This window comes from Aeromonas sp. SE22, assembly GCF_038739755.1.
Taxonomy (GTDB): domain Bacteria; phylum Pseudomonadota; class Gammaproteobacteria; order Enterobacterales; family Aeromonadaceae; genus Aeromonas; species Aeromonas jandaei.
Genome location: NZ_JBCGFD010000002.1, coordinates 565,723 through 588,343 on the forward strand (window position 1 = coordinate 565,723; position 22,621 = coordinate 588,343).

The window sequence follows — 22,621 nt, forward strand, 5'->3', positions numbered from 1 at the left end:
GATCATCTCCCTGCAGATAAAGGGGTATTTATGATGCCTGTCATCCACCGGGTGACAGGAGCAATGAAATGGACTTTTGGCTGGATCTGATGTTTGGCAACAGCGTGGGCTTGATGTCGATGATGGTGATTATCGGCACCTTCATCCTGATCAGCTCTTACGCTGCCTACTTCATCTACAAGGTGATGCACTCGCAACCACCCAAAGCAGAGAAGTAACCCCCACAGGCGGCAGCAACTGGCCGCCTGTTTCGTCTCCGGCGCCCCGGTTCATCCCTCCCTGCGCGATTGAACCGGACGATCGTTTTGCGGATCGGCTGGCACCGCTATAATGGCCCCCACTTTGTTTCATATGGGGAGCCTGCCGTGTCACATAGCGACGAACTCTCGCTTTTTCTGAATGAAGTGGCCGATGTCAGGCCCATTCGCAGCGACAATATCCATCCCCAGGGGGTGAAATCCGCCCCGACAGAAGCCCAGCTGGCCCGCCGTCAGGCTGCCACTGCCGAGCAGCTGGCGCTCGATCACCTCACCATGGAGGCGATCGAGATGCTCGACCCGCACGAGATCACCGGCTTCAAGCGCGATGGCGTACAAGAAGGGGTCTACAAGAAGCTGCGGCTCGGCAAGTACGAGCTGCAGGCAAGCCTGGACTTGCACCAGAAGACGCTCAATGAAGCGCGTCAGACGCTGGTGCAGTTCATCGCCGATTGCGAGCAGCGCGATATCCGCTGCCTGCTGATCCTGCACGGCAAGGGGGAGCGCAGCACGCCGCGCGCCCTGCTGAAAAGCTATGTCAGCGCCTGGCTGCCGCAGTTGCCGGCGGTGATGGCCATCCACAGCGCCGAGCGCCGCCACGGCGGCAGCGGCGCCCTCTATGTACTGCTGCGCAAGAGCGAGCGCAAGAAAGCGGAAAACCGCGAACGCCACCAGAAGCGCCTCGGCTGATCCCGGGCGCCCGTCAGGGACGATCACAAGGACAACACCATGTCATACCAGAAACTTGAACAGCACCAGCAACAGCTGCACCGCCTCAACCACCTCTCCGCCATCTGTGGCTGGGATCGCGCCGCCATGATGCCGGAAGGGGGCAATGAGGCGCGTGCCGAAGCACTGGCCGAGCTCGGCCTCATCATCCACCACAAGCGCACCGCCCCCGAACTTGGCGACTGGATTGCCAAGGCAGAGAGCGAGCAGCTGGATGAGGTGCAGCGCGCCAACCTGCGCGAGATCAAGCGCCAGTGGCAGGATGCCAGCCTGCTGCCAGGCGAGCTGGTCGAGGCGCTGTCGCTCGCCGGTAGCAAGTGCGAACACGCCTGGCGCAGTCAGCGCAAAAACAACGACTGGGCGGGTTTTGCCCCCAATCTCGAAGAGGTGGTGAAGCTCTCCCGCGAGGTGGCACGTTTACGGGCAGACAAGCTCGGCGTGTGCCCCTACGACGCCATGCTGGCACTCTATGAGCCGGGCATGACCAGCGAACGGCTGGATCAGATCTTCGGCGATCTCGCCAACTGGCTGCCGCCCCTTATCCAGCAGGTCAGCGAGCGGCAGAAGGAAGAGTCCGTACTGCTGCCGCAAGGCCCCTTCCCCATCGCGGCCCAGCAGGCACTCGGTCAGGAGGTGATGGGGCTGCTCGGTTTTGACTTCGCCCATGGCCGGCTCGATGTGAGCAGTCACCCCTTCTGCGGCGGTGTACCGACCGATGTGCGCATCACCACCAGATACAACGAGCAGGAGTTTATCTCCAGCCTGATGGGCATAGTCCATGAAACCGGCCACGCCCGTTACGAGCAAGGCTTGCCACGCCAGCTGTCGGGACAGCCGGTTGCCGAGGCACGCTCCATGGCGATTCACGAGAGCCAGAGCCTGTTTTGCGAGATGCAACTCGGCCACGATCCCGCCTTCCTCTCGTTGCTGGCGCCCCATATCCGCGCCCACTTCGGCGATCAGCCGGCGCTGAGCCCGACCAATCTCGCCAGACTCTACAGCCGGGTCGAGCCCGGTTTTATCCGGGTCGATGCGGATGAGGTGACCTATCCTGCCCACGTCATCCTGCGCTACGAACTGGAGCGCGATCTGATAGAAGGGCGGCTCGAAGTAGCAGATATCCCCGAACTGTGGGATGCGAAGATGCAGCAGTGGCTGGGACTCTCCACCAGAGGCAACTACCGCAATGGCTGCATGCAGGATATCCACTGGACTGACGGTTCGTTCGGCTACTTCCCGAGCTACACGCTCGGCGCCATGTATGCCGCGCAGCTGCGCTTTGCGCTGGAGAAAGAGCTCGGCAGCATGAGTGAGGTGATCGCCGCAGGCCGCCTGCCGGAGATCTTCGCCTGGCTCGGCCGCCATATCTGGTCGCAGGGTAGCCGCTACAGCACGGATGAGCTGATCAGCCGCGCTACCGGCGAGGCGCTGAACCCGCACTGGCTGCGCCAGCATCTGGAACAGCGCTATCTGAAGTGATCCGTGCAATACGGGTAAAACATGACGGGGCTATGACAGGCCCCGTTTTTTTATTGGTAAACGATCCGTGTCAGAGCGGATCCTGCACGCTTAAAAACTCGCGCAGTTGCAAGATATTGCCCTCCGGGTCAAACGCATTGCGCACCACGAAACCGGGCCCGGACCACTGCTGCGGCAGCAGGCCACCACCAAGATCCGCCGCTTTCGCCTCCGCCCACGCAAGGCTTGGCACGGTAAAGAAGAGCTTGATGACCCCCTGTTCACGCAGAGCCGGCGGCGTCGTGACAACGACCTGTCCGATATAGGGCTCGGGGATGGCATGCACAAGCAGCTGGATGTCACCGTTCTCCAGCACGATCAGCTGCTCGCTCTGACTGCGGATCTCCATCTGCAGCAAGGTTCGGTAAAAGTGGCTCAGCAAGCCCGGTTCCCTGGCATAGATCAGGGCGCCGGCACGGGCGGGACCTGGCATAATGCAATCCTCGGTGATAAAGGCTCATCCACCTTCGCACAGTTGCGCATGACCTTCACCTTTTTCAGCGCACATTCCGCGCAAACTTAATTGCTATCCCTGTCCGTTTCTGGCTAGTCATCCCCCGCGATCCTGCTTAGTCTCTCACTCATCCCTTTTGTGCCGCATCAGCAAACACCCGGCACCCACCAGCAAGAGAGCCATGCTATGACGCCGCAGCACGAGCGTGACCAGTCACAGGATCACCAGATCAACGCCCTCAGCCGCGAGCAGTGCCACGCCGCACGGCTCGCCCGCGACGCTCGCTTTGATGGCCGCTTCTTTACCGGCGTGCTCTCGACCGGCATCTACTGCCGGCCAGTCTGCCCGGCACGTCCGCCGCACGAGCACAATGTACGCTACTTCCAAAGCGCCGCAGCTGCCGAGCAGTATGGGCTGCGACCCTGCCTGCGCTGCCGCCCGGAGCTGGCCCCCGCCGCCCGTGGCGATCTGCCGGTTGAGCTGACACGGCTGCTGGCGCGTATCGATCGCGGCGAGCTGGCAGACAGCACACTCGCCGAACTGGCGGCCGAGAGCGGTATCAGTGAGCGCACGCTACGCCGCCAGTTCGAGGCATACCTTGGCGCCTCGCCAAAGCAGGTGGAGCAGACGCGCCGCCTGCTGCTCGCGAAACGGCTACTGACCGAGACCCGGCTCCCCATCACTGATATCGCGTTTGCCGCCGGTTTTGCCAGCATCCGTCGCTTCAATGACGCCTGGCTCAACGCCTATGGACTGGCCCCGCGCACCCTTCGTCAGCAGGAAGGTTGTGACGATATGGCCGACCACAGTGTTTCAGGCCAGCGTGGGGCAACGTTGACGCTGCAACTGCCCTACCGCCCTCCGTATAACGTGGCGGCCATGCTGGCGTTCTATCGGCTGCGTGCGATCCCCGGGCTGGAGCGGGTGGATGGCGAGGTGTATGAGCGGCGCTATCTGGTTGGCGATCAGGTTGCACTGGTGCGCATCGCACAGGGCAAGGGGCACTGCCTCCAGCTCACCGTCCATGATCTGCCGCTCGCGGCGCTGCCTGATCTGCTCTATCGGGTGCGCCGGATGTGGGATCTCGATGCCGATATGCAGCGGATCGGCGATCTGCTCGGTCAGGATCCGCTACTGGCCCGTTTGCAAGCGCGCTGGCCCGGCGTACGGCTGCCGGGTGGTTGGGACGAGTACGAGGTGATGCTGCGCGCCATCGTGGGCCAGCAGGTCTCGGTCAAGGGAGCCATCACCATACTCGGGCGACTGGTGGCGCGCACCGAGGCCCAATTCGGGGTGGCGCAACTACCGACCCCCGCCCAGTTGTGCGAGCTCGATCTCGACGGTATCGGCATGCCCGGCAGCCGCATTCGCACCCTGCGGGGCGTAGCGCATGCACTGGCCAGCGGCGAGCTGACCCTCACTACAGCCAGTGATGAACAGTTGCTGGCACTACCGGGCATAGGTCCCTGGACGGTCGCTTACTGGCGTCTGCGCTGCGGGCTCGATACCGATGCCTTCCCCGCCTCCGATCTGGTGCTGCAAAAAGCGCTTGGAGGCGGTGCCAAGCTGCCGGTGAAAGATGTATTGGCGCAAAGCGCCGCATGGCAACCGTGGCGCAGCTATGCGGCAAGCTGGCTGTGGCACACCATGAGCGAAGCGCCTGCCTTGCTTACCGATACCGGTAGCAATGCAGCGCAGTCCGGTAACCAACAACAGGAGATAACATCATGATCCGCTACGATATTCTTCCGACCCGCTGCGGCGATCTGCTGGTTGCCATCAACGAGCATGGTCTGGTGCATGTGGACTTTGTCAGGGGCCTGCGGGCGCTGCCCGATATGAGCGGCTGGCAGCAAGACGCCGCAGCGCTGGCCCCCTTCCTCGCCGAGTTTGACGCCTATTTCGCCGGTCGCGAGCAGCGTTTCTCCCTGCCCCTTGCCGCCCGTGGCACCGCCTTTCAGCAGGCGGTGTGGCAAGCGCTGTGTGACATCCCCTATGGCGAGACCCGCAGCTACAGCGATATTGCCCGTGCCATCGGCAACCCCGATGCGGTGCGGGCAGTGGGCGCGGCGAACGGCCGCAATCCGCTCTCGATCATCGTCCCCTGCCATCGGGTGATCGGCCAAAACGGCAGCCTGACCGGCTATGCGGGGGGATTGGAGATTAAAAAGGTGCTGCTGGCGCTGGAGAAGCAAGAGAGGGAGCTAGCCACAGCGCAATAGTGCACAGGCCGACCGAAGAGGGATATCAACCACCACCGCCCAATCGGGTCGAGAAAAAATATGCCCCCGAAGCGGGGGCATAAGGGTTCTGCCATGACAGCGATGCACCGCTCGCAGCCTATTCAACCAGCTGATAGATCGCGTGGTTGACGAACTTGGGATCATTCGGCTTGACCCCTTCGACTCGCTTCAGCTTGCTCCCCGCCAGTTTTTCAGTTTCCGGGTTGGTTGAGGAGTAGAAGTACACCTTGGCACCGGCTGGCAACGCAGCAAGACTCCAGTTGTTATCCACTTTCTGCTCAAACCCTTCCGGATGCTGTTTGGCCATCTCCTTGACGTAAGCAGAGAGCACTTCGCGGGTCTCCATGGGATCTTCATGCACTACCGCTTTGCTGTCGATGCCCGGGAAATTGCCGCCACCGCTGCCGCGATAGTTGTTGGTGACCACATAGAAGTTCTGTTTCAGGTCGATCGGTTTGCCCTGATAGGTGAGCTCGGTGATCCTGTGCTTATCGCTGATCTGCTTGCCATCCTGGTCATAACGGGCTGGCTGGGTGATATCAATCTTGTATTGCACCCCTTTGATCATGTCGAAGTTATAGGGGCGGAAGTCATCTACCACCAGCCACTGCGCCTTGCTGGCATCGGGGACGATCTGGTTGTACTGGCTGACGCTCTTCTCCAGCCACTCTTGCACCGTCGCACCGTTAACTTTGGTTACTTGCAGGGTGTTGGGGAAGACATAGAGATCCGCCACGTTGCGCAGGGAGATCTTGCCTGCCGCTACCCAGGTAAAATCGTTCGGGCCGTTGCGGCCACCACGGAACGGTGCCACCGCAGACAGAACCGGCAGATCCTCGTTGAGGGCACAGTTCACGCCGTTATGGCTCAGACAATCCGCCTTAACTTGATCAATATGCCACTTCTGGGCATCGCTCACGATCTGGAGGGAGGCATCGTCCTGCACCACCGAGAAGAAGCTGTAGATCGGCTTGGCGATTTCGCTGATGGGGTCGGCCAGCCACTGATTGGTCGCATCATGAGTTTTGTCGACCAGCGCCTCGATTTGACTATCTCCCGGCACATCCATGCTCTTGTCGACCAGCCGCACTTCCGAGTGGCTGGAAGCCACCTGCCAGCGACCATCCTTCCGAGTCAGTTTGAGGTCGATAACCCCAAGATGGTTACCCGCAACCCCCGGCATTACAGCAGGCACGCCGGCAATCCGGCCCTGGGCATTATCAACCTGAGCGACATCCGGATACTCGCCCGGGAAAGCCTTGTGGGCATGGCCCAGCAACAGAGCATCAACCCCTTTCACCTGCGCCAGATAAACCGCGGCGTTCTCCATAAAGGGCTCCTGCGGCGTCCCCGTGATACCGGTGTGAGCCACTACGACCACCAGATCGACCCCCTTGGCACGCATCTCCGGGATGTAGTGCTCAGCCGTCTCGACCATATCGGCTACGATCACCTTGCCTTCCAGATTACGGCGATCCCACTGCATGATCTGGGGTGGATTCACCCCCAGAACCCCTACCTTTACCGTCTGCACGTTGCCATTGACGTCCTTCACCTGACGGTCGAGCAGCACATAAGGCTTGAAGCGGTTGGGCATGGCACTCCAGTCGATCTTGCCATTGCTGTCGCGTTTGAAATCGCGGGCATCGAACACGTTAGCATTCAAGACCGGATAATTGGCCCCCGACAGCGCATCGGCCAGATAGTCGAGGCCATAGTTGAACTCGTGGTTACCGAGGTTGCCGACGTCATATTGCAACTGGTTGAGCGCATTGATGGCGGGATGGCCCAGCTTTTTCAGGTAATCCGGATTGCCCTTGTATTGCGCAAACACGTAATCCGACAACGGCGTGCCCTGGATCAGGTCGCCATTATCGATCAGCAGGTTGTTGCCATTTTCCTCACGGGCTTTATGGATCAACAGCGCGGTACGGGAGAGCCCGAGAGAGTGGTCGACCTTGTTCTGGTAGTAGTCAAAACCAAGCAGATTGGAGTGAATATCGGAGGTCTCGATCAGACGCAGATTGACATCTCCGGGGGCGGCTTTTCCATTATCGCTATTGCAACCGGAGAGCAACAGCAATACGGCTACCGAGCTCAGCGTGAGGGTCGTCTTCATTGGAATTGTCATGAGTTGTTTCTCACTTTATGTTGTGTTTATCGTTAGTGCCAGCTCGCACATTCTACCTGCAAACCAGATAGATTCATGTGAGCAAAATTGCATAAATGGCTCATACCACTATCTGCCTTTCATATGCCCTGACAACGAGACAGAACTTAAAACAATGCCAATTAATGATGTTCGCAGCACCACGGTCATTTTTCAGCAGCAATACAACATCAAACCATTACCTCGACATGAATGTATAACCACTTGAAATTTAGTTTATTTTCCCGTCCGAACGGTCAAACTTGATTACGACCAACTTCCATTGCATTACTTTTAATATAGTGCCGACAAAAATAGCCATTGTATAAACACCGGTGATAACATTATTTTATGAATGAAATTACCAACAGCGCCTTAACAATAAAAACCCGACTTAAAACAAGAATATCAGAGTAATCACACTGGCTGATTGAAAAATAAACCCTTAAAAATCCAATGATGGAGCCAAACCTTATATCTATATACTGACTTTATTAAATTTTGATATTTCATTGGGAATAAATGCATTCCTCAAAATAGGTGACGACGTAGTTATCCAATTAATCTTATTCAGCGAATAGGTGTGCAAAGGCGCCATTCCAAGCTGGGAAGAGACCGAACAGTTCCAGCCAAAACAAAACCCCGGAGCCATGCTCCGGGGCTTTTTCATTTCTTCCCGACCAACTCTGACTCAATAGAGGCGCGCTCCGGCAATTACTTCTTCAAACGGCCCATCACATGCATTTCGCAGCGGTTGCAGTCAAAGCGCAGACGGAAGGTGTCTTTACCCATCTTGAGCTCCAGCGGCTCGGCCTTGAGACCGGGCACCTCGTTCGGGCAGAGATTCTGGCTATAGCGGATGCAGTGCTTGGTGATCATCAGCACCACTTCCCGCTCCTCCTTGTTTGCCTCGTAGGCAGGGGCAATGCGCTCCACCCCGTGCTCATGGAAGAACTTTTCGGCGGCGCTGTTCAGCACATTGCCAAGGTAGGAGAGGCGGTGCTGGGGATAGCTGATGTCCCGCAGGGCGATGCGTCGCTCGGGGCGCTGGTAGCTGGCCACGCGTGCGGCCTCCAGCGCGGCGATGCCATCCCGGCGCAAGCCATTGAGCTGTGATGCGGCGATAAATAGCGGCCTCGTTACTACCAACTCAATCTTGCGCGCCACAAACAGGGTATTGCCGAGCTTGCCAAGTTGCTCCCGCGCTTGTTGCAGCGCCCGCTCCGGATTGTCGGCCAGCTGTTTGTCACAGGGAAGCGTCACCGCGGCACTGATGCCCTGCTCGTCGGTGAGCGTGAGGCTAACGCCCTCATCGCACTCTGCCAGCACCATATCGACCCGGATGCGGCGATCCGCGCTCGCCTTCTCCAGCATCTTGCTGAACGCCTGATCGTGGTTGCGGTAGATTTCTGTCCCCACCTTCAGACCCGGCATGCGTTCTGACAGGAGTAACTGCTTACCTTCGACCTTGTTGAGGCGCATTCCCACCAGCTCGTTATTCGGCTTGAAGAAGCCCAGACCATCGCCGTTGTTAAGGCTGACCTGCTTGCCGTCGATCTCGATGCCGTCACGGGTCACCTTGGTGACCCGCCCCAGCGGTTCGCCCACATATTTCGGGCTCTTGGTGGAGTCGATCCCCTGCTGGCGACCATGGAGAAAGTAGTCTGTGCTGCCGCGGTTGAAGCTCTTCTTGGGATCTGGCGTGAAGCCGTAGCTGCAACGACCCGCAGAGGCAGCCACCAAATCGGAGCGACTATCCAGAATGGCGTCCAGCTTCTGCCGATACCAGGCAGTGACGTTTTTGACGTAGTCGAGCCCCTTGAGACGCCCTTCAATCTTGAAGGAGCGGATCCCCGCCTCGATCAACGCCGCCAGGTTGTCGGTCTGATCCATATCCTTGAGCGACAACAGGTGGCTGTCGGCCACCAGCACTTCACCGTCCGGCTTTTGCAGCGAGCAGGGCAAGCGACAGAGCTGGGCACACTCGCCGCGGTTGGCACTGCGACCGGTACGGGCATGGCTGATGTTGCACTGGCCGCTGTAGGAGACGCAGAGCGCACCGTGGATAAAAAACTCCAGCTGCACATTGGTCGCCGCACTGATCTCGCGGATCTGCGCCAGCGACAGTTCGCGCGCCAGCACCACCTGAGAGAAGCCCACATCCTGCAGAAATTTCACCTTCTCCGGCGTGCGATTGTCGGTCTGGGTACTGGCATGGAGCGCGATGGGAGGCAAATCCAGCGCCAGCAGCCCCATGTCCTGGACGATGAGCGCATCGGCACCGGCTTCATAAATTTGGTGGGTCAGGCGCCGGGCCTGCTCCAGCTCGTGATCGTGCAGCAGGGTGTTGAAGGCGACAAAGACCTGGGCACCGAAGCGATGGGCGTGGCGCGCCAGCGCTTCGATATCTTCGATGGTGTTGCCCGCAGCGCTGCGGGCACCAAAGGCAGGGCCGCCCATGTAGACGGCATCGGCGCCATGGTTGATGGCTTCGATGCCGTAGGCGAGGTTCTTGGCCGGAGCCAGCAGCTCCAACCGGTTGTTGTGGCTTAACGGGTGCTTGTTCTGGTGCATGGTCTCGGGATCAGGGCGGACAGCAAATGGGCGCTACTCTAGCCCATTCACCACCCACATGCCTTGATCCCGCTTAAGGTATCCACAAAATGCAGGATTAGATAACCACCTTGAGTGCCAGTCCAAGCAGCACCAAGCCGCTCACCTTATCGATGACAAAGGATTTGGCTTTAAGCCACGCCAGCACCGGCCCGCGCGAGAGCACCAGCGCCACCAGCACGTACCAGACTGCATCGATCCCGCCCGCGGTGAGCATCATGATTCCCCCTTCGCTCCAGCCGGTATCGGCCCGCACAAACTGGCTGAACAGGGCGATGAAGAAGACCGCAAGCTGGGGATTGAGGAAGGCCACCATAAAACCTTCAAAGGCCCCTTGCCGACCACGCAGCTGGTGCGCCTCTTCACTCGCTTCACCACTGGCTGGTTTTGCCAGCAGGGCTTTCACCCCGAGCCAGGCAAGAAACGCTGCACCGCCGTAGCGGATCAGATCAAACAGGATAGGGGTCTGGGTGATCAGGATCGAGAGGCCAAGCGCGGTTACCAGCGCATAGATACCAACCCCGAGGCCGTGGCCGAGCGCGGTTGCGACGCCATGCCCCTGCCCGCCCTGCACCGTGTTGCGGATGATCAGCGCCAGACTCGGCCCCGGGCTGATGGCGCCCATCACGCAGATTGCGGCCAGTGCCAGCCAACTCGTCAGTTCCATGCTTTTCCTCTTTATATGCTCGATATGATGCCCTGCATTCAGGGTACGGGCTGAGCCATTATGCCAGTAGTGAAAGTTATGAATAGATTCCATAACCAATGGCTATGGCACCACATAACTGACTGCGGCTAACCGCCGAGATCGAGCAGCTTGCGACTCTCGCCGACGGTACGTTGCAGGTGATCCCGCAGGAATGGGTAGGCCAGCTCGCGAAACCAGCGGTGAGCCGGATCCTGATGGTGGCGCTGATGCCACAGCAGATGATACTGCTGGTCGCGGGTAGCAAATGGCAGATCGACAAAGGTGAGCTCATGGCCGCAGGAAAGCTGCCAGGCGATATGAGCCGGGGTGGTCATCAGGCAATCGGTGCGCAGCAACACCTCCACCGCGGCCTGAAAGAAGGGGACTCGGGCAAACCAGCGCCGACTCAGTCCCTGCGGTGCCAACACCTGTTCAACCGGGCTGTCCTTGTCGCCACCGCCACTCACCTGCAGGTGAGGCCAGGCAAGATAGTCATCGAGACTCAGCGCCTTGCCCGCCAGCGGGTGGTGACGTCCCATCAACACCGCCAGCCGATCTTCCCCCTGATGCAGACCGCGTATCTGATCCGGCACCTGTTCGGTGATGGTGGAGACCAGATCAAGCTCCGACTGCCACAGTTGCGGCAGCAGATGTTTGTCCCACAGGCTGTACTCCAGCGCCGCCAACGGCGCCTCTTTGGCGAGCGCAGCACAGATGTCCGGCAGGATATGCTGGGCTACATAATCGGAAGAGGCGAGCCGAAATACCCGCTCACAGCGGCTCGGGTCAAACCCGGGCGCCTCGTAGAGACGTTCCAGCGCACCGAGAGAATCCGCCAGCTGAGCTGCCAGCGCTTCAGCCCGTGGCGTCAGCAGCCAGCGTTGCCCCTCCCGCACCAGCAACTCGTCGTCAAACTCGCAGCGCAACTGGGCAAGCTGCTTGCTGATGGAGGGCTGGCTCAGGTGCAGCAGCTCGGCAGCCCGGCTGATATTGCGGGTCTCCAGCAGCACCTTGAGGGTGGGCAGCAAGTTGAGATTGGCTCTGAGCAAGGAGATACCCTCATCGGTGGAGAAACGCCTATCTTAGGGCAGACGAGTCCCGTGTTTTAAGAGAAATTTCCAGCCATGTTCAGCACGTTGCGACCTTTTCCAGCCAGATGGCGCAGCCACTTGCCCAACACATAACCATGACCACAAGATGACAGTGGTTGTCTCGTGCGGCATAATTGCACGATTTTCCGCCCGCAGGGCGCTCCACTTTGAGAAGCGGTAACAAGATGAAATACGCCAATATCACAGGCTGGGGAAAATGCCTGCCCCCCTCCGTGCTGACCAACGACGACCTCAGCACCATCATGGATACGTCTGATGAGTGGATCTATCCCCGTACCGGCATCAAGCAGCGTCGGGTCTCCCATGTCAGTACCTCTGACCTGGCGACTCTGGCTGGCCGTCGCGCGCTGGCCTGTGCTGGTCTCGAAGCGAGCGACCTCGATGGCATCATCCTGGCTACCGCCACTCCGGACAACCTGCTGCCAAGCGCCGCCTCTGCGGTGCAGAAGAAGTTGGGCGCCGTCAACGCTGCCGTGTTCGACCTCAACGCCGCCTGCACCGGTTTCGTCTACTCTCTCTCGGTCGCCACCTCACTGGTACAGACCGGCATGATGAAAAAGGTGCTGGTGATCGGCGCCGAGCGCCTCACCTATCTGCTGGACTGGGCCCGTCGCGATACTGCCGTGCTGTTTGGCGACGGAGCCGGTGCCGTGGTGATCGAGGCAAGCGAAGAGGAGTGTGGCCTGATCGCCAACAAGCTGGGCTGTGACAGCGAAGCGCGGGAGATCCTGCATGTGCCGAACTTCGGCACCGATCGGGTGCGCTTTGCCGATATCGACGGTCTGTTCACCTTCAACTTCGAAGGTCAGGAGATCTTCAAGCGTGCAGTGCGCGGTATGGGCGAAGCGACTGCTACCGTTTTGTCTCAGGCGGGAGTGACCCCCGAGCAGATCGACCTGATCGTCCCCCATCAGGCCAATATCCGCATCATCGAAACCCTCGCCAAGCGGATGAATGCGCCGATGGAGAAGGTGATGGTCAACATCGAAAACTACGGCAACACCTCGGCCGCCACCGTGCCCATAGCCCTGTGCGAAGCGCTGGAGCAGGGCCGTCTCCAGCCAAACTCCTATCTGCTGACCGCCGCTTTCGGTGCCGGCCTGACCTGGGGTGCCGCCATCATCAAGTGGGGCGATCGCGTCACCCCTATCAACAAGTGCGAGGCGGAGCTGCCGCCATGCGACAAGAGCGCACTGGAGCTCATCGCCCATGCAGTGGAAGGGTGCCAGAAAGCCCACGCCAACGAAGCCTGACAGCTACCGCTTTCAGCAAAAGAGCCTGCAACTGCAGGCTCTTTTTTTATCCAGTTCACCCTACCCCTCTTCTTGTCCCCTTAACAGCGCCTCTGGCTACCTGCCATAACAGACCAATTTGCAGCCAAGTATTTTTTTTACGCTACCCTTATTGTGCCAACTATAAATAAAGAAAGAGATTCAAGAGACCCTCACATTAAAACCATCGGCTCTTGAACCCCAAAAAATTTTGCACTGGGATAAAACTTCAAATGACACAACCAAAAAGTGGCGTAAACACACCGCTTTGGGAACCGGTTTGCTGGTTCTGCGGTATCGGTCTTGGCGTGCTGAGCTGCCTGCTGTTACAGCTTGCCGGCAGCCTTTCGCTCATTTACCTGCTTGTTATCGTGCTCTTCTCCTGCGGGGCTTCTCTCTGGACATCTCGCCATTTCCATCAGCAGTTGCACCTCCAGCAAACTCGCGCAGCTGATTCCGCGGCCATAGATAACAGCGTACATGCCCACTCCATAGCTGGTCTCGAACAGGTATGTGAAAAAGTTCTCCCCATCTGGTCAAAGCAGATTGAAAACTCTCGCCAACAGACCGAGGAGGCAATGATCGATCTGACTCAACGCTTCAGCGGACTGGCCACCAAGTTGGAAGAAGCCGTCAGTGCCTCTCATCTTGCAGCAGGAGAACTGGGAGATGCCAACTCTCGCGGCATGGCGGGAGTTCTGAGCGAAAGCCAACAACAGCTCAATGAAGTCGTGGCCATCTTGCACTCGGCCCAAGCCAATCGGGATGCCATGCTGGCCGAGATAAAGAGCCTGACAACCTACACTATCGAACTCAATGCCATGGCGATGGATGTTGCCAAGATTGCCTCCCAGACGAACCTGCTGGCACTCAACGCAGCCATTGAAGCCGCACGGGCTGGCGAAGCCGGACGTGGTTTTGCCGTGGTAGCGGATGAAGTGCGCAACCTGTCACGCCTCTCGAGCGAAACAGCCCAAAAAATGACGGATAAGGTCGACACCATCAACACAGGGATCAGCCGTGCATTCCAGATTGCAGAAAATGCCGCGGCACGGGATCACGCTTCGGCCCTCAATTCCGAACAAACCATCGAGCAGGTGCTGAGCCGCTTTCGCCATGCCACCGACAGTCTGGCTGAGTCAGCATCTTTACTGCAAAACGAAAGCACCGAAATCCATCGCGAGATCTCCAGCGTTATTGTCTCACTGCAATTTCAGGACAGAGTTAGCCAGATCCTGAGCCATATCCGGAAAAATATGGAGAACCTCTCGAACCACCTGCAATCGGAGCAAAACAACCAGCAATCGGGCCCCATCCAGATCGATGCCAACCGGTGGTTGGCTGATATGGAACTCTCATACGCCACCGATGAGCAACGCAATATTCACCATGGTCGCACTACCCGTACAGTCCAAACGCAAACAAGCAGCGCTGACATCACATTTTTCTAGGAGAGATATATGGGCAAAACGATCCTGATCGTGGATGACTCGGCAACCATTCGCCAAGTCGTAGGCATGACGCTCAAAGGCGCCGGTTATGAAGTCATGGAAGCCTGTGATGGCAAGGACGCGCTCAAAAAACTCGACGGCAAGAAGATCAACCTGATCATCAGCGACGTCAACATGCCCAACATGGATGGCATCACCTTTGTCAAAGAGGCGAAAAAGCTGGCCAGCTACAAATTCACTCCCGTCATCATGCTGACGACTGAGTCGCAGGATAGCAAAAAGCAGGAAGGCCAGGCTGCAGGCGCCAAAGCATGGGTAGTCAAACCGTTCCAGCCGGAACAGATGCTCTCCGCGGTATCCAAACTGATCATGCCATGATCCCGGAGCTCATATGACATTGCAAAGCGAGATGCTGGATAACAAGACAGTGGTCACTCTACCTGACGAGCTCACCATATACACAGTGGGCGAAATCAAAGAGGCACTCACCCCCTTGATCTATCAAGGCCGGGAACTGGAACTCAATCTGGCAAATATTGCCGAGATAGATAGTGCGGGACTCCAACTGCTGATCGCAGCCAAAAAAAGTGCACAGCAACAGGGTTACCCCCTCTCGCTGGTCTGGCATAGCAACGTCGTGCTGGAACTTCTGGAACTTTGCCAATTATCCGGATTCTTTGGCGATCCAACTCTCATCACTCATGACGAGCGGCCCTGAGCCACCATGACAAGGAGTCACTGTGAGTATCGATCTTGATCAGGCTTTACAAACCTATATTGCCGAGGCGCGTGATCTACTCGAAGAGATGGAATCCGCTCTACTCTCACTTGAAGGTGAGCCAGATAATAGCGAACTGATAGGTGCCATCTTCCGTGCAGCTCACACCATCAAAGGCTCTGCAGGGCTGTTTGGGCTGCAGCCGATTGTCGGATTTACCCACATCGTAGAGGATCTGCTCGACCAGATAAGAAACCAGCAACTTGTGGTCACCTCTCCCCTGATAAAGGATCTTCTGGAGAGTTGTGACCACATCCAGCTACTCATCAGCATCGTGGCCGAACAAGGCTCAGCATTGAGCGATAGCGACGAAATGCAGGATCAGCGCTTGCGGCTTGCTCTCACCCGTTACCAATGCGTACCGCAAACCACGTTGCCAGACACAGTGCCCACTCCCGAAGCCAAAATTGAAAAAGAGGGAGCGGTCACCAGCTCAGCATCGCTATGGCATATATCTCTGCGCTTTGGCCCGGACGTGCTGCGCAACGGCATGGATCCTGCGGCCTTTCTGCGCTATCTCTGTACTCTCGGTACTATCACTGCACTGGAGACCATTCACCAGGCCATACCGGATTGGGAGCAATTTGATCCGGAAAACTGCTATCTCGGTTACGAAATTGATTTTGACTCCCAAGCAGACAAGGCAGCCATCAGCGACGTCTTTGAATTTGTCAGAGATGACTGCCAGATTGTCATTCTCCCCCCCCACAGCAAGATCACCGAGTTCATCAATCTCATTGAATCACTGCCGGAAGATAACGCCATGCTGGGGCAACTGCTGGTCAACACCGGAGCCCTGACTGCAGAAGAGCTGGCCGCTGGACTACAAACCCAGCAAGCAACATCCAATGAAACCGCACCCAAGCTTGGTGAAATCCTTATCGCACAAGGCGCTGTCAATGAAGCCGTTGTTGATGCGGCACTGAAAAAACAAAACCAGACCAAAGAGAGCAAAAACAAGGAGGGACGCTACGTCAGGGTACATGCCGACAAGCTGGATGACCTGATCAATCTGGTTGGGGAGCTGGTAGTCGCCAGCTCAGGGGCAAACTTGCTCGCACAGCGCATCAGGGAAGCCCAGCTACAGGAAGCCACATCGGTGATCGCCATGCTTGTGGAAGAGATCCGCGATAACGCATTACGCCTGAGAATGGTCCCCATTGGTGATACCTTCAACCGCTTTCAGCGAGTTGTACGAGATGTAAGTCAGGAGCTAAACAAAGAAATCACCCTGGTAATATCAGGTGCAGAAACCGAACTGGACAAATCCGTCGTAGAGAAGATCGGCGACCCGCTCATGCATCTGGTCAGAAATGCGATGGATCATGGTATCGAATCGGCCGAGCAACGCCTACTTGCGGGCAAACCTGCCAAAGGAACATTGAACCTCAACGCCTACCACGACTCTAACAGCATCGTTATCGAGATCAGGGATGATGGTGCAGGCCTCAATAAGGCAAGGATCCAGCAAAAAGCCATTGAACGCGGTTTGATCAGTACCACCAGTACGCTGACAGACCAGGAGATTTACCAACTCATCTTCGAGCCCGGCTTCTCCACTGCCGAAGCAATTACCAATCTCTCCGGCCGCGGCGTCGGTATGGATGTGGTCAAACGCAACATTACGGCATTGAGGGGCACAGTTGAGCTGGACAGCATTCCAGGCAAGGGCACCAGAGTGCAAATCCGCCTTCCGCTGACACTCGCCATCATCGACGGTTTTCTAGTCAGGGTCTGCGATACCCATTATGTGATTCCACTGGATATGGTGATCGAATGCGTAGAATTAACACCGAGTGCTCTGGCCGATACACAAGGACGAAATTACATCAACTTGCGAGGTGAAGTGCTGCCATTCATTCGTCTTCAGCACTACTTTGATACCCAGGGCATCAGGGGACGTCGTGAGAATATTGTCGTTGTGAGTTATGCAGGGAAAAAATCTGGACTGGTAGTCGATGAGCTGCTGGGAGAATTTCAAACTGTCATCAAACCTCTGGGTAAATTATTCCAGCGGCTACAGGGAATAAGCGGTTCAACCATTTTGGGAGGAGGAGAAATTGCTCTTATCCTCGATATTCCATCGCTTATTCAGCACGCAATAAACCAAGAATCAGGACAATTTAGCCGATTCAATCCCCCATCAATCCAAACCCAAATCAGCATCAACTGAGGAGTCACATATGTTTAAAAACTCCACCATAAAATTACGCCTCATTGTTCTGCTTTGCCTGCTTTGCACACTGCTGCTCGGAGTTGGCAGCCTTGGCTTATATAATATGCAAAGCAGCAATACAGGGTTGCAACGGGTCTACAACGACCGGGTGGTTCCACTCAAACAACTGAAAACTATCTCTGATCGCTACGCCGTCTCGATCATCGACAACGTCAATAAAGCCAATGCAGGTCTGATCCCGGCAGAAGAGGCTCTGACCCAGATTCAGCAAGCGCAAAAAGAGATCAAGGATGTATGGCAACAATATCAATCAACCACTCTTACCAGGGAAGAGCAGCGCCTATCTGCCGAAGTCACAAGCCTGTTTAATGCAGCCAACCAAGACATTGGCAAGCTGGAAAAATATCTGGCAACCCAGCATGGCACGATCTCTGGCATGCTCAGCAACTTCGACGGGGCTCTGTACAACTCAATAGACCCCATAGGTAACAAGATAACCGAGCTGGTAACCCTGCAACTCGATGTAGCCAAAGCAGAATACACTGCGGCCCAATCTTGGTACCACATCATGCTCATCACCATGGCCAGCGTTGTCGCTGCAGGCATGATCCTCGCTGCCTGGTTGGGAGCCATTCTGATCAAAAGCATCATTGCCCCGATTGAACAAGCACTGCATGTGGCCAACAGTCTGGCTGCAGGCAACCTGGATGTGTCTATCAAGGTTGAATCAAATGACGAAGCAGGACAGTTGCTGCTCGCCATGGACAATATGGTCAAAACGCTGGGAGCACTGATCACCGACATAGAGACTCTGGTTACCGCCGCCGTTGAGCAAGGGGATTTCAGCCATAAAATTTCACTGGAGGATCGCCAAGGCTATATCAAGCGAGTATCAGAACTATTGAACCGCTTATCTCATGTAACGGATACCAGCCTTGAGGATGTGATGCGCATTGCAACCTCTCTCTCCAAGGGAGACCTGACACAACGCATTGACGAACCCTACCCCGGGATTTTTGGTCAGACAAAAGATGGCTTGAACCAAACCATTGTGGCACTGACACACATCATTGAAGAGGTACGCAACGCCGCAGATAACCTCACCAATGCATCCAACCAGGTGAGCAACACAGCACAAGCCCTAAGCCAGGCAACCAGTGAACAAGCAGCCAGTGTGGAGGAGACAAGTGCATCCATCGAGCAGATGAGTGCCAGCATCAATCAGAACACAGAGAATGCCAAAATCACCGACAGCATGGCCAGCAACTCGGTAAAAGAGGCAACCGAAGGTGGGCGTTCTGTTCAGCAAACAGTGGCTGCCATGCAGCAAATAGCCAAGAAAGTCAGCATTATCGATGATATTGCCTATCAAACTAACCTGCTGGCACTGAACGCAGCCATCGAAGCAGCTCGCGCCGGCGAACATGGTAAAGGTTTTGCTGTGGTCGCGGCTGAAGTTCGAAAACTTGCTGAACGCAGCCAGGTCGCTGCACAGGAGATTGGTGAGCTATCTTCCGACAGCGTCAGCAAGGCAGAGTGCGCTGGCAGTTTGCTTGAGAAAATTGTCCCCTCGATCCGCAAAACATCCGATCTGGTTCAGGAAATTAATGCGGCCTCCTCTGAACAAGCCAGTGCAGCCAACCAAATCAGTCTGGCGATGAGTCAACTTAATCAGGTAACACAGCAAAATGCGGCCAGCAGCGAAGAGTTGGCAGCCACAGCGGAAGAGATGAGCTCGCAGGCAAGTGAACTGCAGCAGACTATGTCCTTTTTCTCGTTGGAGAAAAATGCGCAAACCAACATCAGTCAGTATGAGCAGAGCCATAAAAGCCATAAAGCATCTCCTCCCAGAGGAAGCTTTATTGCCCCACCACAACGGGCTATTCCGCCACATCAGCCCCCATCTTCATCCGTGAATGAAGCTGATTTTATTCACTTTTAACCGGAGGACCGCATGAACAGTTCAACCAATATCACGCTGCCGCCGGCAACATTGAACGAACAATCAGGCGACGCCCAGTACCTGACATTTCTGATTAACAACGAGATGTTTGCCATCAATATTTTGGGCGTCAAAGAGATCATCGAATACGGCAACATTACTCCCATTCCCATGATGCCAAGCTTTATACGCGGGGTGATCAATCTGAGGGGATCTGTGGTATCTGTAGTGGATCTTAGTGCCCGCTTTGGCTGCGCCCCCTCAAACATTACGCGCCGAAGCTGCATCGTCATCATTGAAGGCATGCCGCAGCAAGGCGATGAGCCGGCTGGTCATGACATCGGTGTTGTAGTCGATTCAGTATCTGAAGTACTAGGCATCCCCCCATCCGACATCGAACCGCCCCCCAGTTTTGGTGCAAAAATCAGAGCTGACTTCATCAGCGGAATGGGCAAGGTGAATGGCAAGTTCGTCATTCTGATCGACACCGAAAAAGTCCTGTCACTGGAAGAGATGGCCCAGCTCAACGAAATAACCCAGCCGCAGGCTCGTTTACCGCAGAGTAATCTGCAACTTTCCTGAACCGGTATCTAAACCATGACATGCAGCAAAAGGACACGCTCATGACTCAATCACTCTTTGGCAAGCTCTTCGGCAGCAGTGCAGCAGAAACGCTCAAGCATGCCCAACTACTGGCATCTATCAAAAGGCTCCAGCAAGCACTAATCGATGATGCGTCACTCCACCCGCTCGATCTCTCCGGATTCGATGGTTCACAACTAGAGACTGGCCACAGCATCAATGAACTTGTCACTCTGATGAATGACAAGCTGGAGAGCTACAGGGAGGAGCTTAATAACAATCAGATCCTCCTCCATGAAAACCGGCTGGTTCGCAAAGCGCTAGACTGCGCCACAACCAATGTGATGATCGCCGATACCAATTTCGACATTATCTACATGAACGAAGCCGTGACCGAAATGCTCAATACGGCTGAATCTGATATCAAAAAAGAGCTATACAGCTTCAATGCCAATCAGCTGATGGGGGCAAACATCGACAGCTTTCACAAGCATCCTGGCCACCAGCGCGCCATGCTGGCCAAATTGAGCAGCACCTATCGCACCCAAATTAAGCTGGGTGGACGCACCTTTGCCCTGATTGCCAATCCGGTCTTCAATGACAATGGCGAACGGCTTGGTGCCGTTGTCGAATGGGCAGACAGAACCAAGGAGGTGACCATCGAGAGAGAGATGTCTGATCTCGTGCAAGCTGTCATCAACGGCGAACTGCACCACCGCATGGATCTGGCAGGAAAGAGCGGATTTTTCCAAACTATGGGGGAAGGGATCAATCAGATTGCCGAAGTAATCGACAGCACGCTAAGCGATGTCATCCGGATAGTTCAGTCTTTGGCTAAAGGAGACCTGACCCAACACATTGAAGCCGATTACCCCGGCATATTCGGTACCACCAAGGATGCTCTCAACCAAACCATTGCCTCCCTGACCAATATTGTGACAGAGGTGAGAAGTGCCTCAGATAACTTATCCAGCGCAGCCGAACAGGTTAGTGCAACAGCTCAATCCATCAGCCAGTCGAGTAGTGAACAAGCAGCCAGCATGGAGGAGACCAGCGCATCAATAGAGCAGATGAGTGCCAGCATCAACCAGAACACCGACAACGCCCAAGTCACCGATGGCATGGCCAGCAAGGCCGCGAAAGAGGCGATAGAGGGTGGAGAGGCTGTCAAACTTACCGTTGATGCAATGAAGCAGATAGCCAAACGGATTGGCATCATCGACGACATCGCCTATCAAACCAACTTGCTGGCACTCAATGCGGCAATCGAGGCAGCCCGGGCAGGCGATCATGGCAAAGGCTTTGCCGTAGTTGCAGCTGAAGTTCGCAAGCTGGCCGAGCGCAGCCAGATCGCGGCACAAGAGATTGGCGAGCTCGCCTCCAGCAGCGTGGATATGGCAGAGAAAGCTGGGCATCTTCTGGATCAAATGGTGCCCTCTATCAACAAAACATCGGATCTGGTGCAGGAGATCAGTGCTGCATCGACTGAGCAATCAACCGGCGTCAGCCAGATCAACCTCGCCATGAACCAGCTCAGCCAGGTTACCCAGCAAAATGCATCCTGTAGCGAAGAGCTGGCGGCAACGGCGGAGGAGATGAGCACTCAGGCAGAACAACTACAACTCGCTATGGAGTTCTTCACTCTGGAGGAACCACACAAAGAGAACAAAGCCAACGGCAAGTCTGCGCATCACCATACCAAAGGGCATTTCGTTACCGAGGGGAATAACAAAAACCAGGATCGATTAGCCGGTCAATCGCGTCCACTCAATGATTCTGATTTCGTCCGGTTTTAACCATGAGAAGAGAGGCATTGCCTCTCTTCTGAATATCTCTGGTGGAGGCATAGGCACTTGTACCAAATCCAGTTACATGATGACGAATTCTCCCGTTTCCAACGCTGGCTGCATCAGACGGCGGGGATTGATATGTCCCCCGCCAAAAAAGCGCTGGTCGCCAGTCGGCTGGCAAAGCGGATATGTCACTACGGGCTGGAAAGTTATGACGATTATTTTCAGTTCATCATGGCCGACAGTAGTGGCGAACTGCAACTGGCACTCGATCTGCTCACGACCAATGAAACCTACTTCTTCAGAGAACCCAAGCATTTTGATTTTCTGACCCAGCAGGTTCTAACACACATACCGGCAGATCGCTCATTAAGGATCTGGAGTGCCGCCAGCTCCTCTGGTGAAGAGCCATACAGCCTTGCCATGACCCTGGCAGAGAAGCGGAACACACTAGGCTGGGAGATCCTGGCCTCGGATATCTCATCACGGGTGCTTGAGCAGGCGATGAGCGGGCGCTATCCAATAGAGCGTGCCCATAACATACCGCTCTCATTTTTGATGAAATATTGCCTCAAGGGCATCGGCCTGCAGGAGGGCATTTTCATCATTGATCGCAAGTTGCGGGAAAAAGTCCGTTTCATGCAGATAAACCTCAATCAGGAGCTACCCGACATTGGCATGTTTGATGTCATCTTCATCCGCAATGTCATGATCTACTTCAACAAGGAGACCAAAGCACAAGTGTTGCAACGGTTGGTGCCCAAGCTGAAACACGGCGGCTATCTGCTGGTCAGCCATGCAGAAAGCCTGCACGGCTTGCCGCATGGTTTGCAGCTTGTCTCTCCCTCCATCTACCAGAAGAGATAAC

Annotated in this window: 19 protein-coding genes; 14 read left to right on the forward strand and 5 right to left on the reverse strand. The window is 56.0% G+C overall.

Annotated features, from left to right (window positions below; genetic code table 11):
* Positions 1–68: 68 nt before the first annotated feature.
* From AAHA39_RS06470 to AAHA39_RS06480, 3 genes are all read left to right on the forward strand, one after another.
* On the forward strand, positions 69–218 hold the full coding sequence (locus AAHA39_RS06470) for a DUF3149 domain-containing protein (protein ID WP_071912328.1): 150 nt from the start codon (positions 69–71) through the stop codon (positions 216–218).
* A gap of 147 nt (positions 219–365) precedes the next feature.
* Positions 366–947, forward strand: a complete 582-nt coding sequence (gene smrA / locus AAHA39_RS06475; protein WP_041208008.1) for a DNA endonuclease SmrA — start codon at positions 366–368, stop codon at positions 945–947.
* A 39-nt stretch (positions 948–986) separates the two neighbouring features.
* On the forward strand, positions 987–2,465 hold the full coding sequence (locus AAHA39_RS06480) for a carboxypeptidase M32 (RefSeq protein WP_320655097.1): 1,479 nt from the start codon (positions 987–989) through the stop codon (positions 2,463–2,465).
* A gap of 70 nt (positions 2,466–2,535) precedes the next feature.
* Here the strand turns inward: AAHA39_RS06480 and AAHA39_RS06485 are convergent, their stop codons facing one another.
* Complete coding sequence (locus tag AAHA39_RS06485; protein ID WP_320655099.1) at positions 2,536–2,937, reverse strand: VOC family protein; 402 nt, start codon at positions 2,935–2,937, stop codon at positions 2,536–2,538.
* A 207-nt stretch (positions 2,938–3,144) separates the two neighbouring features.
* Here AAHA39_RS06485 and AAHA39_RS06490 point away from each other — a divergent pair, with 207 nt between their 5' ends.
* Positions 3,145–4,689 carry an AlkA N-terminal domain-containing protein gene (locus tag AAHA39_RS06490; protein ID WP_320655100.1) on the forward strand — a complete coding sequence of 515 codons (1,545 nt, stop codon included), beginning with the start codon at positions 3,145–3,147 and terminating at the stop codon, positions 4,687–4,689.
* Complete coding sequence (locus AAHA39_RS06495; RefSeq protein WP_320655102.1) at positions 4,686–5,180, forward strand: methylated-DNA--[protein]-cysteine S-methyltransferase; 495 nt, start codon at positions 4,686–4,688, stop codon at positions 5,178–5,180. Before AAHA39_RS06490 ends, AAHA39_RS06495 begins: the two co-directional genes overlap by 4 nt.
* 118 nt (positions 5,181–5,298) lie before the next feature.
* On the opposite strand, the gene AAHA39_RS06500 is transcribed toward AAHA39_RS06495, so the two are convergent.
* The 4 genes from AAHA39_RS06500 to AAHA39_RS06515 all read right to left on the reverse strand — a co-directional run bounded on the left by AAHA39_RS06500 (position 5,299) and on the right by AAHA39_RS06515 (position 11,700).
* Positions 5,299–7,320: a bifunctional 2',3'-cyclic-nucleotide 2'-phosphodiesterase/3'-nucleotidase gene (locus AAHA39_RS06500; RefSeq protein ID WP_320655105.1), complete on the reverse strand. Its 2,022-nt coding sequence runs from the start codon at positions 7,318–7,320 to the stop codon at positions 5,299–5,301.
* 744 nt (positions 7,321–8,064) lie between these two features.
* Complete coding sequence (locus AAHA39_RS06505) at positions 8,065–9,924, reverse strand: peptidase U32 family protein (protein ID WP_320655107.1); 1,860 nt, start codon at positions 9,922–9,924, stop codon at positions 8,065–8,067.
* Between the two features lie 97 nt (positions 9,925–10,021).
* Positions 10,022–10,630 carry a LysE family translocator gene (locus AAHA39_RS06510; protein WP_042032146.1) on the reverse strand — a complete coding sequence of 203 codons (609 nt, stop codon included), beginning with the start codon at positions 10,628–10,630 and terminating at the stop codon, positions 10,022–10,024.
* A 128-nt stretch (positions 10,631–10,758) separates the two neighbouring features.
* Positions 10,759–11,700, reverse strand: coding sequence for a LysR family transcriptional regulator (locus AAHA39_RS06515; protein WP_320655110.1), 942 nt, complete (start codon positions 11,698–11,700; stop codon positions 10,759–10,761).
* 227 nt (positions 11,701–11,927) lie between these two features.
* Between AAHA39_RS06515 and AAHA39_RS06520 the strand changes: the two genes are divergently transcribed.
* From AAHA39_RS06520 to AAHA39_RS06560, 9 genes are all read left to right on the forward strand, one after another.
* Positions 11,928–13,016, forward strand: coding sequence for a ketoacyl-ACP synthase III (locus AAHA39_RS06520; protein ID WP_320655112.1), 1,089 nt, complete (start codon positions 11,928–11,930; stop codon positions 13,014–13,016).
* Positions 13,017–13,267: 251 nt separating this feature from the next.
* The gene (locus AAHA39_RS06525; RefSeq protein WP_320655114.1) at positions 13,268–14,485 is read left to right on the forward strand and encodes a methyl-accepting chemotaxis protein; all 1,218 of its coding nucleotides are present in this window, start codon (positions 13,268–13,270) and stop codon (positions 14,483–14,485) included.
* Between the two features lie 9 nt (positions 14,486–14,494).
* Positions 14,495–14,863, forward strand: a complete 369-nt coding sequence (locus AAHA39_RS06530; protein WP_033114172.1) for a response regulator — start codon at positions 14,495–14,497, stop codon at positions 14,861–14,863.
* Between the two features lie 13 nt (positions 14,864–14,876).
* Positions 14,877–15,203 (forward strand): STAS domain-containing protein, encoded by a 327-nt coding sequence (locus AAHA39_RS06535; RefSeq protein WP_042032150.1) that lies wholly within the window; start codon positions 14,877–14,879, stop codon positions 15,201–15,203.
* A gap of 22 nt (positions 15,204–15,225) precedes the next feature.
* On the forward strand, positions 15,226–17,436 hold the full coding sequence (locus AAHA39_RS06540) for a chemotaxis protein CheA (protein ID WP_320655118.1): 2,211 nt from the start codon (positions 15,226–15,228) through the stop codon (positions 17,434–17,436).
* A 10-nt stretch (positions 17,437–17,446) separates the two neighbouring features.
* On the forward strand, positions 17,447–19,381 hold the full coding sequence (locus AAHA39_RS06545; protein ID WP_320655121.1) for a HAMP domain-containing methyl-accepting chemotaxis protein: 1,935 nt from the start codon (positions 17,447–17,449) through the stop codon (positions 19,379–19,381).
* Between the two features lie 12 nt (positions 19,382–19,393).
* Positions 19,394–19,963: a chemotaxis protein CheW gene (locus AAHA39_RS06550; protein ID WP_042032153.1), complete on the forward strand. Its 570-nt coding sequence runs from the start codon at positions 19,394–19,396 to the stop codon at positions 19,961–19,963.
* A gap of 41 nt (positions 19,964–20,004) precedes the next feature.
* The gene (locus AAHA39_RS06555) at positions 20,005–21,759 is read left to right on the forward strand and encodes a methyl-accepting chemotaxis protein (protein WP_124241333.1); all 1,755 of its coding nucleotides are present in this window, start codon (positions 20,005–20,007) and stop codon (positions 21,757–21,759) included.
* Between the two features lie 57 nt (positions 21,760–21,816).
* Entirely contained in the window at positions 21,817–22,620 is an 804-nt protein-coding gene (locus AAHA39_RS06560) for a CheR family methyltransferase (protein WP_320655129.1), read from the forward strand.
* Position 22,621: the final 1 nt, after the last annotated feature.

Excerpts from the sequence above, each read along its gene's own strand:
- AAHA39_RS06470 (WP_071912328.1), top strand. The coding sequence starts at position 69 with ATGGACTTTTGGCTGGATCTGATGTTTGGCAACAGCGTGGGCTTGATG.
- AAHA39_RS06480 (WP_320655097.1), top strand. The coding sequence starts at position 987 with ATGTCATACCAGAAACTTGAACAGCACCAGCAACAGCTGCACCGCCTC.
- AAHA39_RS06485 (WP_320655099.1), bottom strand. The coding sequence starts at position 2,937 with ATGCCAGGTCCCGCCCGTGCCGGCGCCCTGATCTATGCCAGGGAACCG.
- AAHA39_RS06490 (WP_320655100.1), top strand. The coding sequence starts at position 3,145 with ATGACGCCGCAGCACGAGCGTGACCAGTCACAGGATCACCAGATCAAC.
- AAHA39_RS06495 (WP_320655102.1), top strand. The coding sequence starts at position 4,686 with ATGATCCGCTACGATATTCTTCCGACCCGCTGCGGCGATCTGCTGGTT.
- AAHA39_RS06500 (WP_320655105.1), bottom strand. The coding sequence starts at position 7,320 with ATGAAGACGACCCTCACGCTGAGCTCGGTAGCCGTATTGCTGTTGCTC.
- AAHA39_RS06505 (WP_320655107.1), bottom strand. The coding sequence starts at position 9,924 with ATGCACCAGAACAAGCACCCGTTAAGCCACAACAACCGGTTGGAGCTG.
- AAHA39_RS06510 (WP_042032146.1), bottom strand. The coding sequence starts at position 10,630 with ATGGAACTGACGAGTTGGCTGGCACTGGCCGCAATCTGCGTGATGGGC.
- AAHA39_RS06520 (WP_320655112.1), top strand. The coding sequence starts at position 11,928 with ATGAAATACGCCAATATCACAGGCTGGGGAAAATGCCTGCCCCCCTCC.
- AAHA39_RS06525 (WP_320655114.1), top strand. The coding sequence starts at position 13,268 with ATGACACAACCAAAAAGTGGCGTAAACACACCGCTTTGGGAACCGGTT.
- AAHA39_RS06530 (WP_033114172.1), top strand. The coding sequence starts at position 14,495 with ATGGGCAAAACGATCCTGATCGTGGATGACTCGGCAACCATTCGCCAA.
- AAHA39_RS06535 (WP_042032150.1), top strand. The coding sequence starts at position 14,877 with ATGACATTGCAAAGCGAGATGCTGGATAACAAGACAGTGGTCACTCTA.
- AAHA39_RS06545 (WP_320655121.1), top strand. The coding sequence starts at position 17,447 with ATGTTTAAAAACTCCACCATAAAATTACGCCTCATTGTTCTGCTTTGC.
- AAHA39_RS06550 (WP_042032153.1), top strand. The coding sequence starts at position 19,394 with ATGAACAGTTCAACCAATATCACGCTGCCGCCGGCAACATTGAACGAA.
- AAHA39_RS06555 (WP_124241333.1), top strand. The coding sequence starts at position 20,005 with ATGACTCAATCACTCTTTGGCAAGCTCTTCGGCAGCAGTGCAGCAGAA.